A 16766-nucleotide genomic window follows, 5' to 3' on the forward strand; every position below is an offset into this window, starting at 1 on the left:
CGTGCGATGGCGAAGCTTCCTCCGTTCCCCGGCACCAGCGGCAAGCGCGCGTGGCGCACCGCCTTCGATGCGCTGCGCAAGCTGCTCGCCAACGGCGACGACACGACGCAGGTGTTCCGCATCATGCGCTCGCTCAACGTCGGCGACACCGCCAACGGCTATGCGCGGCTGATCGCGACGAGCGACGGCGGGCGGATCGCCTATCAACGGACCGAACTGGCGCAGCGTTTTTCCGATCGCGACTGGGTCGCCGGATTCGCGCCCGGCACCGTCGGCGCGGCCTATCGCGATTTCCTCGACACCACCGGCTATTCGGCGGACGGGCTGGTCGAGGTCAGCCGCCTCGATCCATCCGAAACCGACGTCTACCACCCGTATGCCTGGATGGGCCGGCGCACCCGCGACGTGCACGATATCTGGCACGTCCTCACCGGCTACAAGGCGGACGAGACGATGGGCGAGGCCTGTCTCGTCGCCTTCTCCTATGCCCAGACCCGCGGCCTCGGCTGGGCGTTCATCGCCGGCGGCGCGGCGCTGAAATCGCTGCGCGCCACCGGCGGCACGCTGTTCGCCCGGGCGGTGCGCGAAGGCTATCGCAACGGCAAGCGCGCCGCCTGGCTGCTCGGCGAGGATTATGAGGCGCTGATGCACGAACCGATCGATGCCGCCCGCGCCCGGCTGCGCATCGCCGATCCGGTCGCCTACCGGCAGGCGCAGGCGGCGTTGGGCGCGCAGCTCGCCTCTTATGCCTCGGCGCAAAAGGACGCCGCGCAGGCAAAGGCCGCCCTCGCCTAACCGCCCGACTTCCTGCTAGGCGCGACTGCAATGCTGTCGCGCCTTCGCCTCACCGATTTCCGCAACCACGCGGGTCTGGTGCTGGCACCCGGCCCCGGCTTCGTCGTGCTGACCGGTGAGAATGGCGCGGGCAAGACCAACGTGCTCGAGGCCGTCTCGCTGCTCGCCCCCGGTCGCGGCCTGCGTCGCGCCGCCTTGTCGGACATGCAGCGTCAGGACGGTCCCGGCGGCTTCGGCATCGCCGCGACGCTCGCCGCCGCGGCCGGCGACGTCGAGATCGCCACCGGCACGCTCGCGCCTGTTCCGGAACGCCGGCAGGTCCGCGTCCAGGGCGCCGCCGCCACCGCCAACACGCTCGCCGAATGGCTGACCGTGCTGTGGCTGACGCCGGCGATGGACCGGCTGTTCGTCGAGCCCGCGGGCGAACGCCGCCGCTTCCTCGACCGCCTCACCCTCGCGCTCGAACCCGGCCACGCGCATCACGCCGCCCGCTACGAGGCGGCAATGCGCGCGCGCAACCGGCTGCTCGCCGCGGACGAGCCCGCCGACCCCGACTGGCTGACCGCGCTCGAAACCCAGATGGCCGATCACGGCGGCGCGATCGAGTCCGCGCGGCGCAGCGCGGTCACGCTACTCGGCGCGCGCCTGGCGGATGCGCCGGAGGGGCCCTTCGCCCGCGCCGCGCTGACGCTGGAGGGCTGGAGCGGCGACAGCGATCGCCTGCTTGCCGAACTGCGCCAGAATCGGGCGCGCGACGGCGTGGCGGGGCGCGCGCTCGCCGGGCCGCACCGCGCCGACCTCGCCGTCACCCACCTCGGCAAGGGGCAGGCGGCGGCGCTCGCCTCCACCGGGGAGCAGAAGGCGCTGCTGCTCGGCATCGTCCTCGCGCATGCCGAACTGGTCGCGCAGCGCACCGGCCACGCCCCCGTGCTGCTCCTCGACGAGGTCGCCGCGCATCTCGATCCGGTCCGGCGCGCCGCCCTGTTCGCACGGCTGTCGGGCCATGGCCAGGTGTGGATGACCGGGACCGAGCCGGCGCTGTTCGCCGACATCGGCGGCGACGCGACGCGGGTCGCGCTCGGCTGAACCTCGCCTGTCGACGCGGGTCACTGGCGGTTCAAGCCGACCGCGCCATGCCGCCACAATCGGGCGGGGTATGGAGAGTAGAATGATGAAATCCTTGGTCATTGCCGCAACGGCCCTCACCGCGATCGCGACGCCGGCGCTCGCGCAGGACCGCTGGGACTGGAGCGGCGGCCGCCCCGGCGACCGTGCCTATCGGCTGGTCGGCGCCGGCGTTCCCGGCCTCTATCCCGAATTGCGCGCCACCCCGCGGGGCCGCGCCTTCGTGATGCGCAACTTCGACCGCAACCGCGACGGCCGCATCTCGCCGCGCGAGGCGGCGGACGCCAATGGTGTGTTCGCGCAGATCGCCGGCGCCCGCCGCGACCGCTTCGACTGGGACGCGCGCGACCGCACCGTCGTCGTCGAGACGCGCACGGTCGTGCCGGGCCAGTGGGACCGCCGCGCGATGCACGATTACGGGTTCCGCCAGACCCCGCGCGGTGCGACGCTGACCCTGTCGGAGGACGTGCTGTTCGCCACCGACAGCGACGTGCTGCGGCCCGGCGCGATCGACCGGCTGCGGCCGCTCGCGGGCTATCTCCGCTCCAACGGCGGCGTGCGGGTGTCGATCGACGGCTTCACCGACTCGCGCGGCAGCGACGCGCACAACCAGGACCTGTCCGAACGCCGCGCCGCCAGCGTCCGCGCGGCCTTCGACGCGATGGGCGTCACCCGCGCGCGCTTCAGCGTGGCGGGCCATGGCGAGGCGAATCCCGTCGCGACCAACGCCACCGCAGCGGGCATGCGCCAGAACCGCCGGGTCGAGGTGACGCTGCTCGGCCGCCGCGCGACCGAATTCGCGCGCTATTGAACCGCTTCCCCTCCCCTGCCGCGGCGGGGGAGGGTTTCTGGCGCCGGCGCCCATTTCGCTTCCGTTCCGGCCACCTGCTGCCTATATAATCGTCATGGCAGAACCCCAGAATACGAACGATTACGGCGCCTCGTCGATCAAGGTGCTGAAGGGCCTCGACGCCGTGCGCAAGCGTCCGGGCATGTATATCGGCGATACCGACGACGGATCGGGCCTCCATCACATGGTGTTCGAGGTCAGCGACAATGCGATCGACGAGGCGCTCGCCGGCCATTGCGACCGGATCGATATCCAGCTGAATGCGGACGGATCGGTCAGCGTCACCGACAACGGCCGCGGCATCCCCACCGGCATCCACCCCGAAGAGGGCGTGTCCGCGGCAGAGGTCATCATGACCCAGCTCCACGCCGGCGGTAAGTTCGAAAACACCAGCGACGACAACGCCTATAAGGTCTCGGGCGGCCTGCACGGCGTCGGCGTCTCGGTGGTCAACGCCCTGTCCGAATTCCTCGACCTGACGATCTGGCGCGACGGCGAGGAGCATTACATGCGCTTCGCCTTCGGCGACGCCGTCGCCCCGCTCAAGATCGTCGGCCCCGCCGCACCGGGGCAGAAGGGGACGCGCGTCACCTTCCTGCCCTCGCCCGCCACGTTCAAGATCACCGAATTCGATTTCGACAAGCTCGAACATCGCTATCGCGAGCTGGCGTTCCTCAATTCCGGCGTCCGCCTGTTCCTCACCGACGCGCGCCACGACGAGCCCAAGACGGTGGAGCTCTATTACGAGGGCGGCATCGCCGCGTTCGTGAAGTGGCTCGATCGCGCCAAGACGCCGCTGTTCCCGGAACCGATCGCGATCAACGGCACCCGCGACGACGTGACGATGGACGTCGCGCTGGAATGGAACGACAGCTATTACGAGAACGTCCTCGCCTTCACCAACAACATTCCCCAGCGCGACGGCGGCACGCACATGGCGGCGTTCCGCGCCGCGCTGACCCGTACGATCAACAATTACGCCGAAAAGTCGGGGCTCCTGAAGAAGGAGAAGGTGACGCTGACCGGCGACGACATGCGCGAGGGGCTGACCGCGATCGTCTCGGTCAAGCTGCCCGATCCCAAGTTCAGCAGCCAGACCAAGGACAAGCTCGTCTCGTCCGAGGTGCGCCAGCCGCTCGAATCGCTGATGGCGGACAAGCTCGCCGAATGGCTCGAGGAAAATCCCGCGCATGGGCGTTCGATCGTCGGCAAGGTGATCGACGCCGCCGCCGCGCGCGAGGCCGCGAAGAAGGCGCGCGAGCTGACCCGGCGCAAGGGCGTGATGGACATCGCCTCGCTGCCCGGCAAGCTGGCGGATTGCCAGGAGAAGGACCCGGCCAAGTCCGAGCTGTTCCTGGTCGAGGGCGATTCGGCCGGCGGCTCGGCGAAGCAGGGCCGCGACCGCCATTTCCAGGCGATCCTCCCCTTGCGCGGCAAGATCCTCAACACCGAGCGCGCGCGCTTCGACCGGATGATTAGCAGCCGCGAGATCGGTACTTTGATCCAGGCGATGGGCACCGGCATCGGCCGCGACGACTTCAACGCCGACAAGCTGCGCTACCACAAGATCGTCATCATGACCGACGCCGACGTCGACGGCGCGCATATCCGCACGCTGCTGCTGACCTTCTTCTACCGCCAGATGCCCGAGCTGATCGAGCGCGGCCACCTCTTCATCGCGCAGCCGCCGCTGTACAAGGCGACGAAGGGCCGGTCGGAGGTGTATCTGAAGGACGATAGCGCGCTCGACGAATATCTGGTCGATGCCGGCGTGTCGTCGATGGTGTTCGAGGCGCCGAGCGGCCATCGCTCGGGCGCGGACCTCAAGAGCCTGCTCGACCATGCCCGGCGCATGCGCACGCTGATGCGCTACGTGCCGCGGCGCTACGATCCGGTCATCATCGAGGTGCTGGCGCTGGGCGGCGCGCTCGACCCGACGTTCACGCGCGAACAGCGCGCGGCGACCGTGGCGGAGGTGACGCGCCGGCTCGAATCGGGCGACGAGGAGGCCCGCTGGACCGCCCGCCTGACCGAGGACGGCAGCATTCATTTTGAAAGGCTCTGGCGCGGCGTAACCGACCACCACATCGTCGAGTCGACTTTCCTCGCCAGTGCCGAGGCGCGCAAACTCCACTCGCTGGCGAACGAACAGGCCGAAAGCTTCGTTGCGGCGGGCAAATTGGTGCCGCTGAAGGGCGCGGCGGCTGCGGCGGAGGATGCCGAGCCGACGCCGGAGGGGGAAGGCCAGATCGGCAGCGTCACCACCACCGTCGCGCGCGGCGAGAGTCTGGTGGCACGGCCGTCGCAGCTGCTCGACGCGATCCTCGCCTCCGGCCGGAAGGGGCTGGCGATCCAGCGCTACAAGGGGCTGGGCGAAATGAACGCCGAGCAATTGTGGGAAACGACGCTCGACCCGTCGAATCGCACGATGCTGCGCGTCACCAGCGACGACGTGTCGGCGGCCGACATGATCTTCACCCAGCTGATGGGCGAAGTCGTCGAACCGCGGCGTGAGTTCATCCAGGACAATGCGCTGAACGTCGCGAATTTGGACGTATAAGACCCCGCATCGTCATTGCGCGCACAGCGAAGCAATCCAGGGCGGCCCGGGAGCCGCTCTGGATTGCTCCTCGTAACGACGACGGTCGCCCGTGTCGTTGGTGCGCAATCGCCTAAACGAACCGTCCCCGGTGCGTCGCGACCAGCGCGGTCAGCCAGTCGCGGAACGTCCGCACCTTCTTCGCCTCGCGCATGTCCTGATGCGTCACCAGCCAGAACGAACGGCGGATCGTGCGGTCGGGCAGCACCCGGTACAGGCTGTCGTCGGCATCGCCGATGAAGCGCGGCAGCACGCCCAGCCCCGCGCCGGCCGCGACCAGCCGGTATTGCGCGTTGATGCTGGAGCTGCGGAGGCGCGGCTCCAGATCGGCCTGAACCTCCGACAGATAGCGCAATTCGGGGGCATAGAGCAGGTCCGGGACATAGCCGATCAGATCGTGCTCGCGCACCTGCTCGACCGTCTCGGGCAAGGGCCGTCGGGCTGCATAGGTCCGCGCGGCATACAGACCGAGCGTATAGTCTGTCAGCTTGCCGCTGATGACCGCCCCGGTCTGCGGCCGCGCGAGCATCACCGCGACATCCGCCTCGCGGCGCGACGGGTTGAGAAAGCCGCTGGTCGCGACCAGCTCGATGGCCAGTTCGGGATGCAGACGGGCGAAGGCGGGCAGATGGTGTGCGACGAACCAGGTGCCGAACCCTTCCGACACGCTGACGCGCAAGACGCCGGTCAGATGATGGGGATCGTCGTCAGGCGCGGCGATCCGCGCCGCCGCCTGCTGCATCGCCTCGACCGCGACCAGCAACGCCTCGCCCGCGGCGGTCGGCACCTGCCCCTCGCGCGTCTGTTCGAACAGCGTCTGGCCGAGCGTCGCCTCCAGCCGGCGCAGGTGCCGGGCGAGCGTGGTCGGGTCGACGCCGGTCGCCACCGCCGCGCGCGCGATCTGGCCGGCACGGGCGATCGCTAGGAAATCCTGAAGGTCGTCCCATCGCGGCTGCATTTATGCAGGTATGTGTCGCACTATCCGGCGTTGCGCACAAGGCCGCGACGGGCGATCCTGCCGACAATAACGGAGAGGTTCATTGCGCAACATCGATCATCTCATCGTCGGGCATGCCGGCGGTGCAGCCAACGCCGGCGGACGCCATGGCGACGTCTTCGACCCCAATAATGGCGAAGTGCAGGCGCGCGTCCCGCTGGGCACACAGGCCGATCTTGATCGCGCCATCGCCGCTGCACAGGCCGCGCAGCCCGGTTGGGCCGCGACCAATCCGCAGCGCCGCGCCCGCGTCATGTTCCGCTTCAAGGAGCTGGTCGAGGCGAACATGGACGCGCTCGCCCGCCTGCTGTCGTCCGAACACGGCAAGGTGATCGCGGATAGCAAGGGCGACATCCAGCGCGGCCTGGAGGTGATCGAATTCTGCTGCGGCATACCGCACATCCTCAAGGGCGAATATACGCAGGGCGCCGGTCCGGGCATCGACGTCTATTCGATGCGCCAGCCGCTCGGCATCGGCGCGGGGATCACGCCGTTCAACTTCCCGGCGATGATCCCGATGTGGATGTTCGGCGTCGCCATCGCCACCGGCAACGCCTTCATCCTCAAGCCGTCCGAGCGCGATCCGTCGGTGCCGGTGCGCCTCGCCGAACTGATGCTGGAAGCGGGTGCGCCCGAGGGTATCCTGCAGGTCGTTCATGGCGACAAGGTGATGGTCGACGCGATCCTCGATCACCCGGCGATCAGCGCGGTCAGCTTCGTCGGCTCGTCCGACATCGCGCATTACGTCTATCGCCGCGGCGTCGAGGCGGGCAAGCGCGTGCAGGCGATGGGCGGCGCCAAGAACCACGGCATCGTCATGCCCGACGCCGACCTCGACCAGGTCGTCGCCGATCTGTCGGGCGCGGCCTTCGGCTCGGCGGGCGAGCGCTGCATGGCGCTGCCGGTGGTGGTCCCGGTCGGCGACCGGACCGCGGATGCGCTGCGCGAGAAGCTGATCCCCGCGATCGCCGCGCTCCGCGTCGGCGTCTCGACCGACGACCAGGCGCATTACGGTCCGGTCGTCAACGCCGCGCACAAGAGTCGTGTCGAGAACTGGATCCAGACCGGTGTCGACGAGGGCGCCGAGCTGGTCGTCGACGGGCGCGGCTTCACGCTGCAGGGGCATGAGAAGGGCTTCTTCGTCGGCCCGACATTGTTCGATCGCGTCACGCCCAACATGTCGGCGTACAAAGAGGAGATCTTTGGCCCCGTCCTCCAGATCGTCCGTGCGCAGACGTTCGAGGATGCCGTCCGCCTGCCGAGCGAGCATCAATATGGCAATGGCGTCGCGATCTTCACGCGCAATGGCCATGCCGCGCGCGAATTCGCCGCGCGGGTCAACGTCGGCATGGTCGGCATCAACGTGCCGATCCCGGTGCCGGTCGCCTATCACAGTTTCGGCGGGTGGAAGCGCAGCGCGTTCGGCGACACCAACCAGCACGGCATGGAGGGCGTCAAGTTCTGGACCAAGGTCAAGACCGTGACGCAGCGCTGGCCCGACGGCACCGTGGAACTGCCGCGCGGTGCGGAAGACGGCGGACCTGCACGCGTGCAGGATGCGTTCGTCATTCCCACCATGGGGTAATATCGATGCGCCTGACGATCCTTTCCGCCGCATTGTGTCTCGCTGCCTGTTCGGGCGGCGAAACCGCAAACAACGAATCGAGCGGCGGCAGTGCGGCGGTCGAACCGACGCCGACCAACCTGATCGACGATCCCCGGAACACGCTCGTGCCGCTCGATCCGCCGGGCAATGGCGCGGCGATGTCGCCGGCGCCGTTGCCGACCGCCAGTCCGTCGCCGATCGCGGCGATGCCGGCGGACTTTCAGGGCCGCTGGGGCATGGTCGCCAACGATTGCGATCCGAAGCGCGACGACAACAAGGGTCTGCTGACGATCGCGGGCAACCGCCTCTCCTTCTACGAATCGCGTGGGTCCGCGACGGGGATCCGCCAGACGCAACCGACGCAGGTGGCGTTCGACCTGCCGATGAGCGGCGAGGGCATGACCTGGTCGGAACCGACCACGCTCACCCTGCTCGACGCCGGCAAGACGCTGGTCCGCGAAGTGACCGGCGCGCCGGATCGAGCCGGATCGTTCCGCTACAGCCGCTGCCCGGCCTGAGGATAGTATGGACAACCAGTTCGACCTGACGGACGACCAGCGCGAGATCCAGGACCTCGCGCGCCGGTTCACCGCCGACCGCATCAGCCCGCATGCCGCGGAATGGGACGAAAAGCACATCTTCCCGCGCGACACGATCAAGGCGGCGGCCGAACTTGGCTTCGCGGCGATCTACGTCTCCGAGGAATCGGGCGGCATCGCGCTCGGGCGGCTGGAAGCGGCGCTCATCATGGAGGCGATGGCCTATGGCTGTCCCTCGACCAGCGCGTTCATCTCAATCCACAACATGGCGTCGTGGATGATCGATCGGTTCGGATCGCAGACGGTGAAGGACAAATATCTTCCCGATCTCGTCACCATTGACCGCCTCGCGAGCTATTGCCTGACCGAACCCGGGTCGGGATCCGACGCTGCGGCGCTCAAGACGCGGGCGGTAAAGGACGGCGACGATTATCTCGTCACCGGGTCGAAGCAGTTCATATCCGGTGCCGGCGAGAACGAAGTCTATGTGACGATGGTCCGCACCGGCGAGGACGGCCCCAAGGGCATCTCCGCGCTGGTGATCGAGAAGGACATGCCCGGCGTGTCGTTCGGTGCCAACGAACGCAAGCTGGGCTGGCATTCGCAGCCAACGCGGCAGGTCACGTTCGACAATGTTCGCGTGCCGGCCAAAAACCTCGTCGGGGCGGAGGGCGAGGGCTTTCGGATCGCGATGATGGGCCTCGACGGTGGACGGCTCAACATCGGTGCGTGCAGCCTCGGCGGGGCGCAGCGCTGCCTTGACGAGGCGATCGGCTATACGAAGGATCGCAAACAATTCGGCAAGGCGATCGCCGATTTCCAGAATACGCAGTTCACCCTCGCGGACATGGCCACCGAACTGGAGGCGGCGCGTGCGCTGCTCTACATGGCTGCGGCGAAGGTGACCGCCAACGCCCCCGACAAGACCCGGTTCGCGGCGATGGCCAAGCGCCTTGCCACCGACACCGGCAGCAGCGTCGTCGATCGCGCACTGCAATTGCACGGCGGCTACGGCTATCTGATGGACTATCCGATCGAACGCTTCTGGCGCGACCTGCGGGTACATTCGATCCTCGAAGGGACCAATCAGGTTATGCGCATGATTGTCGGCCGCGAGCTGACCCGGCAATAGTTAAAAGGCAGGAGACACCAATGGCACGCGTCGCCTTTATCGGCCTCGGCAACATGGGCGGCGGGATGGCCGCCAACCTCGCGAAGAAGGGGCATGACGTCCGCGCGTTCGACCTCAGCGCCGATGCGCTCGCCAGAGCGAAGGCGGCAGGATGCCTGCCCGTCGCGAGCGCCGCCGAGGCGGTCGAGGGTGCCGAGGCGATCGTCACCATGCTGCCCGCCGGCACGCATGTGGAGGGCGTCTATGCCGACGCCGTCTTCGGCCGGGCGCAGCCGTCGGCGATCCTGATCGACTGTTCGACGATCGACGTCGCCACCGCGCGCCGCGTCGCCGACACCGCCGCGACCCGCGGCCTCGCCGCGGTCGACGCGCCGGTGTCGGGCGGAATCGGTGCGGCGAATGCGGGGACGCTGACCTTCATGGTCGGCGGCGCCGAGGATGCCTTCGCCCGCGCGCAGCCGTTCCTCGCCGACATGGGCAAGGCGGTGATCCACGCCGGTGCCAGCGGCGCGGGCCAGGCCGCCAAGATGGCGAACAACATGCTGCTCGGCGCGACGATGGTCGCGACCTGCGAGGCGTTCCGGCTCGCCGAGCGGCTCGGCCTCGACCTCCAGACCTTCTACGACATCTCTTCGGTCAGTTCGGGACAGAGCTGGTCGATGACGACCTATTGCCCGGTCCCCGGGGTCGGACCCGATACGCCCGCCGACCACGATTATCAGGGCGGGTTCGCCGCGGCGCTGATGCTCAAGGATCTGCGGCTGGCGATGCAGGCGGCGGAACAGGCCGGGGCCGCAACGCCACTGGGACGGCACGCGACCGACCTGTACGAGGCGTTCGTCGCGGACGGCCAGGGCGGCACGGACTTTTCCGGCATCATCCGCACGCTGTAGCCGGGAGGCGGCCGCCGTCAGTTCGCCGCGGGCAGGCGCAGCCGCACCAGCAACCCGCCGAGATCCTCGCTCTCCTCGAGGCTGACGGTGCCGCCGTAGATTTCGGCGACGTCGCGGACGATCGCCAGCCCCAGTCCGGTGCCGGGCTTGCCGGTGTCGAGGCGGACGCCACGATCGAAGATGCGGATGCGGTCCTCCTCCGGGATGCCCATGCCGTCGTCCTCGATCATCAGTTCGACGAAACCCGCCTGTGCGGCGACGGTGACGAACACGCTGCCGCCACCATATTTCGCGGCATTCTCGATCAGGTTGCCGAGCATCTCGTCGAGGTCCTGCCGCTCGACATGGACCTGCAGGTCCTTGGGACCCGCGACGTCGATGCGGACGTGGCGATAGAGGCGGGCGACGGCGCGCTCGACCGATTCGAGGCTCGGCCAGACGTCGGCGCGGCTGTGCGCCGATCCGCGCCGGCCGACCGCACGGGCGCGGGCGAGGTGATGGTCGACCTGCCGCCGCATCGTCCGCGCCTCGCGAATCACCGTATCGGCAAGGTCGTCGGCCTGCGCAGTCGCGGCGTTCATGATGACGGTGAGCGGCGTCTTGAGCGCATGCGCGAGGTTGCCGGCGTGGCGCCGTGCCTCCTCCGCCTGCCGCTCGTTATGCTCGATCAGCGCGTTCAGCTCCTCGACCATCGGCGCAACCTCGATCGGCATCGCGGTATCGACGCGGTTCGACTGGCCGGCGCGCATCCGCGCGATCTCCTCGCGCACGCGGCGCAGCGGCCACAGGCCGTAGAAGGTCTGGAGCCAGGCGAGGACGATCAGCCCCAGCCCGAGCAGCGCGAAGCTGCGCACCAGCGTGCGCCGCAGCACGGTGATCTGCGCATCGAGCCCGGCGCGGCTCTGCGCGACCTGAAACCGCCAGTGGACCGCGGATTTGGGCAATTGCGCATCGCGCTCGACGATGCGCAGCTTTTCATCGGGGAATTGCTTGCTGTCGTAGAAATGGACGGCGCGATCCTCGTGGACCGTCCCGAACGCTAGCCGCCGGTCCCATAGCGAGCGCGACGGAAAGGCGTCGGTCACCGGCGTCTTCGGCGCCGACACCTGCCAGTAGAGGCCCGAATAGGGTTCGAGGAAGCGCGGATCGGCGGCGGCGTCGCGGTTGAACACCACTTCGCCGTCCGGGCCGATTTCCGCCGAGGCGATCAGCGACCGCAGCACATATTGCATCTGGTCGTCGAAGTTGCGCTGGACCGCATTGGCCAGCACCCGATCGAGCGCGAAGCCGCCACCGAACAGCAGCAGCCCGATCCACGCCGCCGCGATCAGGATCATCCGCCGCGACAGCGACCCCGTCGTCACCGCGCGCAGGCGCGGCGGGGCTTCGGCGAGCGGCGGAACGGACGGCGTCGTCATGACGAAAGGGTCAGGCGTCCGGATCTTCGAGGCTGTAGCCGAGGCCGCGGATCGTGGTGATGACGTCCTGGCCCAGCTTCTTGCGGATGCGCGTCACGAACACCTCGATCGTGTTCGAATCGCGGTCGAAATCCTGGTCGTAGATATGTTCAATCAGCTCGGTGCGGCTGACCACCTTGCCCTTGTGATGGAGCAGGTAGCTGAGCAGCTTGTATTCCTGCGCGGTCAGCTTGACCGGCTCGCCGGCACGCGTGACCTTGCCCGACCGCGTGTCGAGGCGGACGTCGCCCGCGGTGAGTTCCGACGAGGCGTTGCCCGAGGCACGGCGGATCAGCGCGCGCAGGCGGGCGATCAATTCCTCGGTCTGGAACGGCTTGGCGACATAGTCGTCGGCGCCGGCGTCCAGCCCCGCCACCTTGTCGGACCAGCTGTCGCGCGCGGTCAGCACCAGCACGGGCATGACCTTGCCCTCTTTCCGCCAGCGATCGAGCACGGTCAGCCCGTCGATCTCGGGCAGGCCGAGGTCGAGCACGATCGCGTCGTAATTCTCGGTCGAGCCGAGGAAATGCCCCTCCTCGCCATCGGTGGCGAGGTCGATCGCATAGCCCGCGCCCTCAAGCGTGTTCTTGAGCTGTGCCCCGAGATTCGGCTCGTCCTCGACGATCAGAACGCGCATGTCATCTCCCCCTAAAATCTAGCAGCGTCATTTACCGGTTCGGCCGATGATCTGGCCCGACCGGCCGTCGACATCGACCCAGACGACGACGCCATCGCGCATGAATTTCAGCGTGTAAACCGACGTGCCGAAATCCAAGTCGAAGCCAAGATATTCATAGCCCTTCATCGTCGGGATCACCCGCCCCTCGATCGCGCGCGGCGACAACACCTCGCCCTTGCGGCGGGCGTCATAGGCGCGCTCCTGGTCGCTCCGGCGCTGGTCCGGTTCGCCATGCGCCAGCCCGGCCGAAAACGGGGCCAGAGCGGCAAGGAGCAGGAAGGGCAGAACCATCTTCATGACGACTGGCATAGGAGGAAGGCATTGAACACCCTGTGAATGGAGCGGTTGCATGCGGTTCAGCCGCGCACCGCATTTTCCCGGGGCGGCAAGCACGCTTGCCGCACGTCCTCCGGCCCCCTACCTGCGCCGTCCATGGCTGCCCCTATTCTCGCTTACGAAGACCTTGGTGTGATCCAGGGCCACGGCTGGCTGTTCCGCCACCTCGACATCCATATCGGTGCGCGCGACCGGCTGGCGCTGATCGGCCGCAACGGCGCCGGCAAGACGACGCTGCTCAAGCTGATCGCCGGGACGATCGACTGCGACGAGGGGCGGCGCGTGATCGTACCGGGGACGCGGGTGGTGCTGCTGGAGCAGGAACCGAGCCTGGCGGGCTGCGCGACGCTGGCCGATTACGTGCTGGGCGGCGACGATGCGCCCGCCGCCCATGAGGCGGATGCGATCGCCGACCAGCTCGGCATCGATCTCAGCCGTGAATCCGCCTCGGCGAGCGGCGGCGAGCGGCGGCGAGCGGCGATCGTCCGCGCGCTGGCGCAGGACCCCGACGTGCTGCTGCTCGACGAGCCGACCAACCACCTCGACATCGCCGCGATCGACTGGCTGGAGGAATGGCTGGGCCGGTTCAGGGGCGCGTTCGTCGTCATCAGCCACGACCGCACCTTCCTGACGCGGCTGACGAAGCAGACGCTGTGGATGGACCGCGGCTCGATCCGCCGCGCCGAGATCGGCTTCGGCGGATTCGAGGCGTGGACCGAGCAGGTCTATGCCGAGGAGGAGCGCAACGCGCAGCGGCTCGACGCCAAGCTGAAGATCGAGGAGCATTGGCTGCAACGCGGCGTCACCGGCCGGCGCCGCCGCAACCAGGGGCGGCTCGCCAAGCTGAAGGACATGCGCGCCGAACGCGCCGCGATGATGGGACCGCAGGGCGCGGCGAACCTCGCCACCGCATCGGACGATTCGAAGACCAAGGTGGTGATCGACGTCAAGCACGCCTCGAAGAGCTACGGCGAGCGTGTGATCATCCGCGACCTCAACCTGCGGGTGACGCGCGGCGACCGGATAGGCATCGTCGGCCGCAACGGCGCGGGCAAGACGACGCTGCTCAAGCTGCTGACCGGCGAACTCGCGCCCGACGAGGGCGAGGTGAAGCTGGCGAAGACGCTCGACGGCATCGTCATCGACCAGCAGCGCAGCCTGATGGCGCCGACCAAGACGGTGCGCGAGGTGCTGGCCGACGGCGGCGACTGGATCGACGTGCTGGGCGTACGCAAGCATATCCACGGCTATCTCAAGGAATTCCTGTTCGATCCGTCGCTGGCGGAGGCGAAGGTCGGGACATTGTCCGGTGGCGAACGCTCGCGGCTGTTGCTGGCGCGCGAATTCGCCCGCGAATCCAACCTGCTGGTGCTCGACGAGCCGACCAACGACCTCGACCTCGAAACGCTCGACCTGTTGCAGGAGGTGATCGCCGATTACGGCGGCACGGTGCTGATCGTCAGCCACGATCGCGACTTCCTCGACCGCACGGTGACGGTGACGCTGGGGCTCGACGGATCGGGGACGGTCGACGTCGTCGCCGGCGGCTATGAGGATTGGGAACGGCAGCGCAAGCGGCCGGCCGAAGCGCGGAAGGCGGCGGCGCCCAAGGCCGCACCCCCGCCCCCGCCGCAGGCGCGCACCAAGCTGAGCTACAAGGACCAGCGCGATTACGACCAGCTGCCCGCGCGGATCGAGGCGATCGATGCGGGGATCGCGCGCGACGAGGCGCTGCTCGCCGATCCGGCGCTCTACGTCCGCGATCCCAAGCGGTTCGCGGCGCTGACGCAGGCGATCGACGCGGCGCGGGCGGAAAAGGATGCGGCGGAGATGCGCTGGCTCGAACTCGCGGAACAGGTCGAGGGGCTGGGCTAGGCGGGCAGGTCCATCGTCACGACGGTGCCGTGCGGCCCGCTCTCCGTCGCGAGCGTGCCGTTCGCCTGGCGTGCGAAGGCGGGGATCAGCCGCGATCCGAGCCCATGGTCCGGCCCCGCCGGCGCCGCCGCGTGCATGCCGACTCCGTCGTCGCTGACGATCAATGTCCAGCCGCCCGGACGCTTGCGGAAGCCGACGGAGATCGTGCCGCCGACGCGGTCGGTGAAGGCGTGTTTAGCCGCATTGGTGACGAGTTCGTTGACGATCAGCCCGATCGACACCGCGCGATCCCGGGGCACCTCCGCCTCGTCGACCGAACAGGCGAGCGTGACACCGCCGCGCAGCAGCAGCGCATCCGCCAGCGCGGCGCACAGATCGCCCAGATAGGCGCGCATCTGCACCGCATCGCTCTGCCCCGTGCCGCGATAGAGGTGGCGGTGCGCGCGCGCGATGCTTTCGACGCGGTACAGCGCCGTGCCGAGCGCCTCGGCCGCCTCGCCGCTCAGCCGCCGCCGCTGGATGTCGAGGATCGAGGCGACGATCGCGAAATTGTTCTTCATCCGATGGTCGATCTCCTGCAACAGCAGGTCGCGATCGGCGATCTGGCGGTCGCGCTCCGCCGTCGCGCGCCGCACCGAGCGGCGGAACAGTTCGGCGAGCGCGACGGTGATGATCGCCGCGACGACGATGAAGCCGACCGTCAGCGGCGTCGCCACGCCGTTCGAGCGGAAGGTGCCGCTCGGCGGGACGGTGTAATAATAGCCGTAGGTGATCCCCAGCGTCGCCGTCACCACGCCCGCCTGCCAGCGCGCGAACAGCGTCGCGAGCATCATCGCCGGGAAGCACAGCGCGAAGGGCGCGCCGCCACCCGCGGCGACGCCGTCGAGCAGGGCGCGGACGAGGATCGCGCTGCTCGAGCACAGCACGCCGAACCCCAATTGCGTCACGCCCCGCGGCACAGCGGGGGCGAGGCGATTGGGCAGATCGAGTTCCCCGAGACGCGGCACGCCCGCAATGAGCCGCGCCGACGGAATTATGTCAAGTTCAATGACCCGATCGGGTCAGTCCAGCGCGCGCCCGGCGCGGCCCGCGAGCTCGGTGACATATTGCCATGCCACCCGGCCCGACCGGCTGCCGCGCCGCGTCGACCAGTTGATCGCGTCGGCGGCGTCGAACGGCAGCCCGTAGCGCGCGGCATAGCCCGCGACGATCGCGCAATAGCCGTCCTGGTCGAGCGCATGGAAACCGAGGCTCAGCCCGAAGCGGTCGGCGAGCGCGAGCTGGTCGTCGATGCTGTCGCGCGGATTGATCGCGCCATCCTGCTCCGCGATGTCGCGCGGCACCAGATGGCGGCGGTTGGCGGTGACGAGCAGGCGGACGTTGCCGGGCCGCGCCTCCGCGCCGCCCTCCAGCAGCGAGCGCAGCGTGCGCGCCTCCGCCGGCCCGTCGAAGCCGAGGTCGTCGAGAAACAGCGCGAAGGCACGGCGGACCGGCGCGAGCGCGGCGAACAGCTGCGGCAGTGCGTCGAGCGCGGTCACCTCGACCAGCGCGATGTCGCCGCCGTCGGCCTGCACCGCGCCGATCGCCGCCTTGACCAGCGCGGACTTGCCGGTGCCGCGCGCGCCCCACAGCAGCACGTCCTGCGCCGCGGCCCCGCCGGCGAGACGGCGCAGGTTGTCGACCAGCGCCGCCTTCTGCCGGTCGACCTCGACCAGCAGGTCGAGCGGCAGCGGCGCGAACGCGCGCGCCGCGACCAGGGCGCCGGCGCGCCAGACATAGGCGGGGTGTCGCGTCGGATCGTCGCCCGGCGGCGGCGGCGGGGCGAGGCGGTCCAGCGCCGCGGCGATACGCTCGAGGGGATCGGACATGCCTGCGCTCATGAC

The 16766-nt window shown here is 68.9% G+C and carries 15 protein-coding genes; 9 read left to right on the forward strand and 6 right to left on the reverse strand.

The annotated features are described in order from the left end of the window. Positions 1-6: 6 nt before the first annotated feature. The 4 genes from B2515_RS10865 (at position 7) to gyrB (ending at position 5330) form a co-directional block, all read left to right on the forward strand. A complete protein-coding gene (locus B2515_RS10865) occupies positions 7-795 on the forward strand; it encodes a Coq4 family protein (RefSeq protein WP_293876228.1) in 789 nt (262 codons plus the stop codon). Between the two features lie 30 nt (positions 796-825). After that, positions 826-1881, forward strand: coding sequence for a DNA replication/repair protein RecF (gene recF / locus B2515_RS10870; RefSeq protein WP_293876229.1), 1056 nt, complete (start codon positions 826-828; stop codon positions 1879-1881). An 82-nt stretch (positions 1882-1963) separates the two neighbouring features. Further along, positions 1964-2731 carry an OmpA family protein gene (locus B2515_RS10875; RefSeq protein ID WP_293876230.1) on the forward strand — a complete coding sequence of 256 codons (768 nt, stop codon included), beginning with the start codon at positions 1964-1966 and terminating at the stop codon, positions 2729-2731. Positions 2732-2825: 94 nt separating this feature from the next. Beyond that, a complete protein-coding gene (gene gyrB, locus B2515_RS10880) occupies positions 2826-5330 on the forward strand; it encodes a DNA topoisomerase (ATP-hydrolyzing) subunit B (RefSeq protein ID WP_293876231.1) in 2505 nt (834 codons plus the stop codon). A 112-nt stretch (positions 5331-5442) separates the two neighbouring features. On the opposite strand, the gene B2515_RS10885 is transcribed toward gyrB, so the two are convergent. Continuing rightward, positions 5443-6327 carry a LysR family transcriptional regulator gene (locus tag B2515_RS10885; RefSeq protein WP_293876232.1) on the reverse strand — a complete coding sequence of 295 codons (885 nt, stop codon included), beginning with the start codon at positions 6325-6327 and terminating at the stop codon, positions 5443-5445. Between the two features lie 82 nt (positions 6328-6409). On the opposite strand from B2515_RS10885, the gene B2515_RS10890 reads away from it, so the two are divergent. Genes B2515_RS10890 through mmsB form a run of 4 tightly spaced genes read left to right on the forward strand, consistent with a single transcriptional unit; the run spans position 6410 to position 10536 of the window. Continuing rightward, a complete protein-coding gene (locus tag B2515_RS10890) occupies positions 6410-7951 on the forward strand; it encodes a CoA-acylating methylmalonate-semialdehyde dehydrogenase (protein WP_293876233.1) in 1542 nt (513 codons plus the stop codon). A gap of 5 nt (positions 7952-7956) precedes the next feature. Continuing rightward, positions 7957-8490: a hypothetical protein gene (locus B2515_RS10895; RefSeq protein WP_293876234.1), complete on the forward strand. Its 534-nt coding sequence runs from the start codon at positions 7957-7959 to the stop codon at positions 8488-8490. Positions 8491-8497: 7 nt separating this feature from the next. Continuing rightward, the gene (locus tag B2515_RS10900; protein WP_293876235.1) at positions 8498-9643 is read left to right on the forward strand and encodes an acyl-CoA dehydrogenase family protein; all 1146 of its coding nucleotides are present in this window, start codon (positions 8498-8500) and stop codon (positions 9641-9643) included. A 20-nt stretch (positions 9644-9663) separates the two neighbouring features. Continuing rightward, positions 9664-10536 carry a 3-hydroxyisobutyrate dehydrogenase gene (gene mmsB, locus B2515_RS10905; protein WP_293876236.1) on the forward strand — a complete coding sequence of 291 codons (873 nt, stop codon included), beginning with the start codon at positions 9664-9666 and terminating at the stop codon, positions 10534-10536. A 17-nt stretch (positions 10537-10553) separates the two neighbouring features. Here mmsB and B2515_RS10910 read toward each other — a convergent pair whose 3' ends face one another. From B2515_RS10910 to B2515_RS10920, 3 genes are read right to left on the reverse strand one after another with little or no spacing between them, the layout of a single operon-like run. Then, positions 10554-11954: a sensor histidine kinase gene (locus B2515_RS10910; RefSeq protein WP_293876237.1), complete on the reverse strand. Its 1401-nt coding sequence runs from the start codon at positions 11952-11954 to the stop codon at positions 10554-10556. Between the two features lie 10 nt (positions 11955-11964). Beyond that, positions 11965-12630 carry a response regulator transcription factor gene (locus B2515_RS10915; RefSeq protein ID WP_293876238.1) on the reverse strand — a complete coding sequence of 222 codons (666 nt, stop codon included), beginning with the start codon at positions 12628-12630 and terminating at the stop codon, positions 11965-11967. Positions 12631-12657: 27 nt separating this feature from the next. Continuing rightward, on the reverse strand, positions 12658-12969 hold the full coding sequence (locus B2515_RS10920; RefSeq protein WP_293876239.1) for a hypothetical protein: 312 nt from the start codon (positions 12967-12969) through the stop codon (positions 12658-12660). Positions 12970-13104: 135 nt separating this feature from the next. On the opposite strand from B2515_RS10920, the gene B2515_RS10925 reads away from it, so the two are divergent. Beyond that, positions 13105-14883 (forward strand): ABC-F family ATP-binding cassette domain-containing protein, encoded by a 1779-nt coding sequence (locus B2515_RS10925; protein ID WP_293876240.1) that lies wholly within the window; start codon positions 13105-13107, stop codon positions 14881-14883. Here B2515_RS10925 and B2515_RS10930 read toward each other — a convergent pair. Both B2515_RS10930 and B2515_RS10935 read right to left on the reverse strand, forming a co-directional pair. Continuing rightward, complete coding sequence (locus B2515_RS10930; protein WP_293876241.1) at positions 14880-15890, reverse strand: sensor histidine kinase; 1011 nt, start codon at positions 15888-15890, stop codon at positions 14880-14882. The two genes, B2515_RS10925 and B2515_RS10930, sit on opposite strands and share 4 nt — an antisense overlap. Before the next feature lie 54 nt (positions 15891-15944). Next, the gene (locus tag B2515_RS10935; RefSeq protein WP_293876242.1) at positions 15945-16751 is read right to left on the reverse strand and encodes an ATP-binding protein; all 807 of its coding nucleotides are present in this window, start codon (positions 16749-16751) and stop codon (positions 15945-15947) included. Positions 16752-16766 lie beyond the last annotated feature (15 nt).

The sequence above is a fragment of the Sphingomonas sp. UBA978 genome (assembly GCF_002292295.1).
Classification (GTDB): Bacteria; Pseudomonadota; Alphaproteobacteria; order Sphingomonadales; family Sphingomonadaceae; genus Sphingomonas.

What these genes read in the sequence shown, in the direction of transcription:
- B2515_RS10865 (WP_293876228.1), top strand. Translation starts at nt 7, where the DNA reads ATGGCGAAGCTTCCTCCGTTCCCCGGCACCAGCGGCAAGCGCGCGTGG.
- recF (WP_293876229.1), top strand. Translation starts at nt 826, where the DNA reads ATGCTGTCGCGCCTTCGCCTCACCGATTTCCGCAACCACGCGGGTCTG.
- B2515_RS10875 (WP_293876230.1), top strand. Translation starts at nt 1,964, where the DNA reads ATGATGAAATCCTTGGTCATTGCCGCAACGGCCCTCACCGCGATCGCG.
- gyrB (WP_293876231.1), top strand. Translation starts at nt 2,826, where the DNA reads ATGGCAGAACCCCAGAATACGAACGATTACGGCGCCTCGTCGATCAAG.
- B2515_RS10885 (WP_293876232.1), bottom strand. Translation starts at nt 6,327, where the DNA reads ATGCAGCCGCGATGGGACGACCTTCAGGATTTCCTAGCGATCGCCCGT.
- B2515_RS10895 (WP_293876234.1), top strand. Translation starts at nt 7,957, where the DNA reads ATGCGCCTGACGATCCTTTCCGCCGCATTGTGTCTCGCTGCCTGTTCG.
- B2515_RS10900 (WP_293876235.1), top strand. Translation starts at nt 8,498, where the DNA reads ATGGACAACCAGTTCGACCTGACGGACGACCAGCGCGAGATCCAGGAC.
- mmsB (WP_293876236.1), top strand. Translation starts at nt 9,664, where the DNA reads ATGGCACGCGTCGCCTTTATCGGCCTCGGCAACATGGGCGGCGGGATG.
- B2515_RS10910 (WP_293876237.1), bottom strand. Translation starts at nt 11,954, where the DNA reads ATGACGACGCCGTCCGTTCCGCCGCTCGCCGAAGCCCCGCCGCGCCTG.
- B2515_RS10915 (WP_293876238.1), bottom strand. Translation starts at nt 12,630, where the DNA reads ATGCGCGTTCTGATCGTCGAGGACGAGCCGAATCTCGGGGCACAGCTC.
- B2515_RS10920 (WP_293876239.1), bottom strand. Translation starts at nt 12,969, where the DNA reads ATGAAGATGGTTCTGCCCTTCCTGCTCCTTGCCGCTCTGGCCCCGTTT.
- B2515_RS10925 (WP_293876240.1), top strand. Translation starts at nt 13,105, where the DNA reads ATGGCTGCCCCTATTCTCGCTTACGAAGACCTTGGTGTGATCCAGGGC.
- B2515_RS10935 (WP_293876242.1), bottom strand. Translation starts at nt 16,751, where the DNA reads ATGTCCGATCCCCTCGAGCGTATCGCCGCGGCGCTGGACCGCCTCGCC.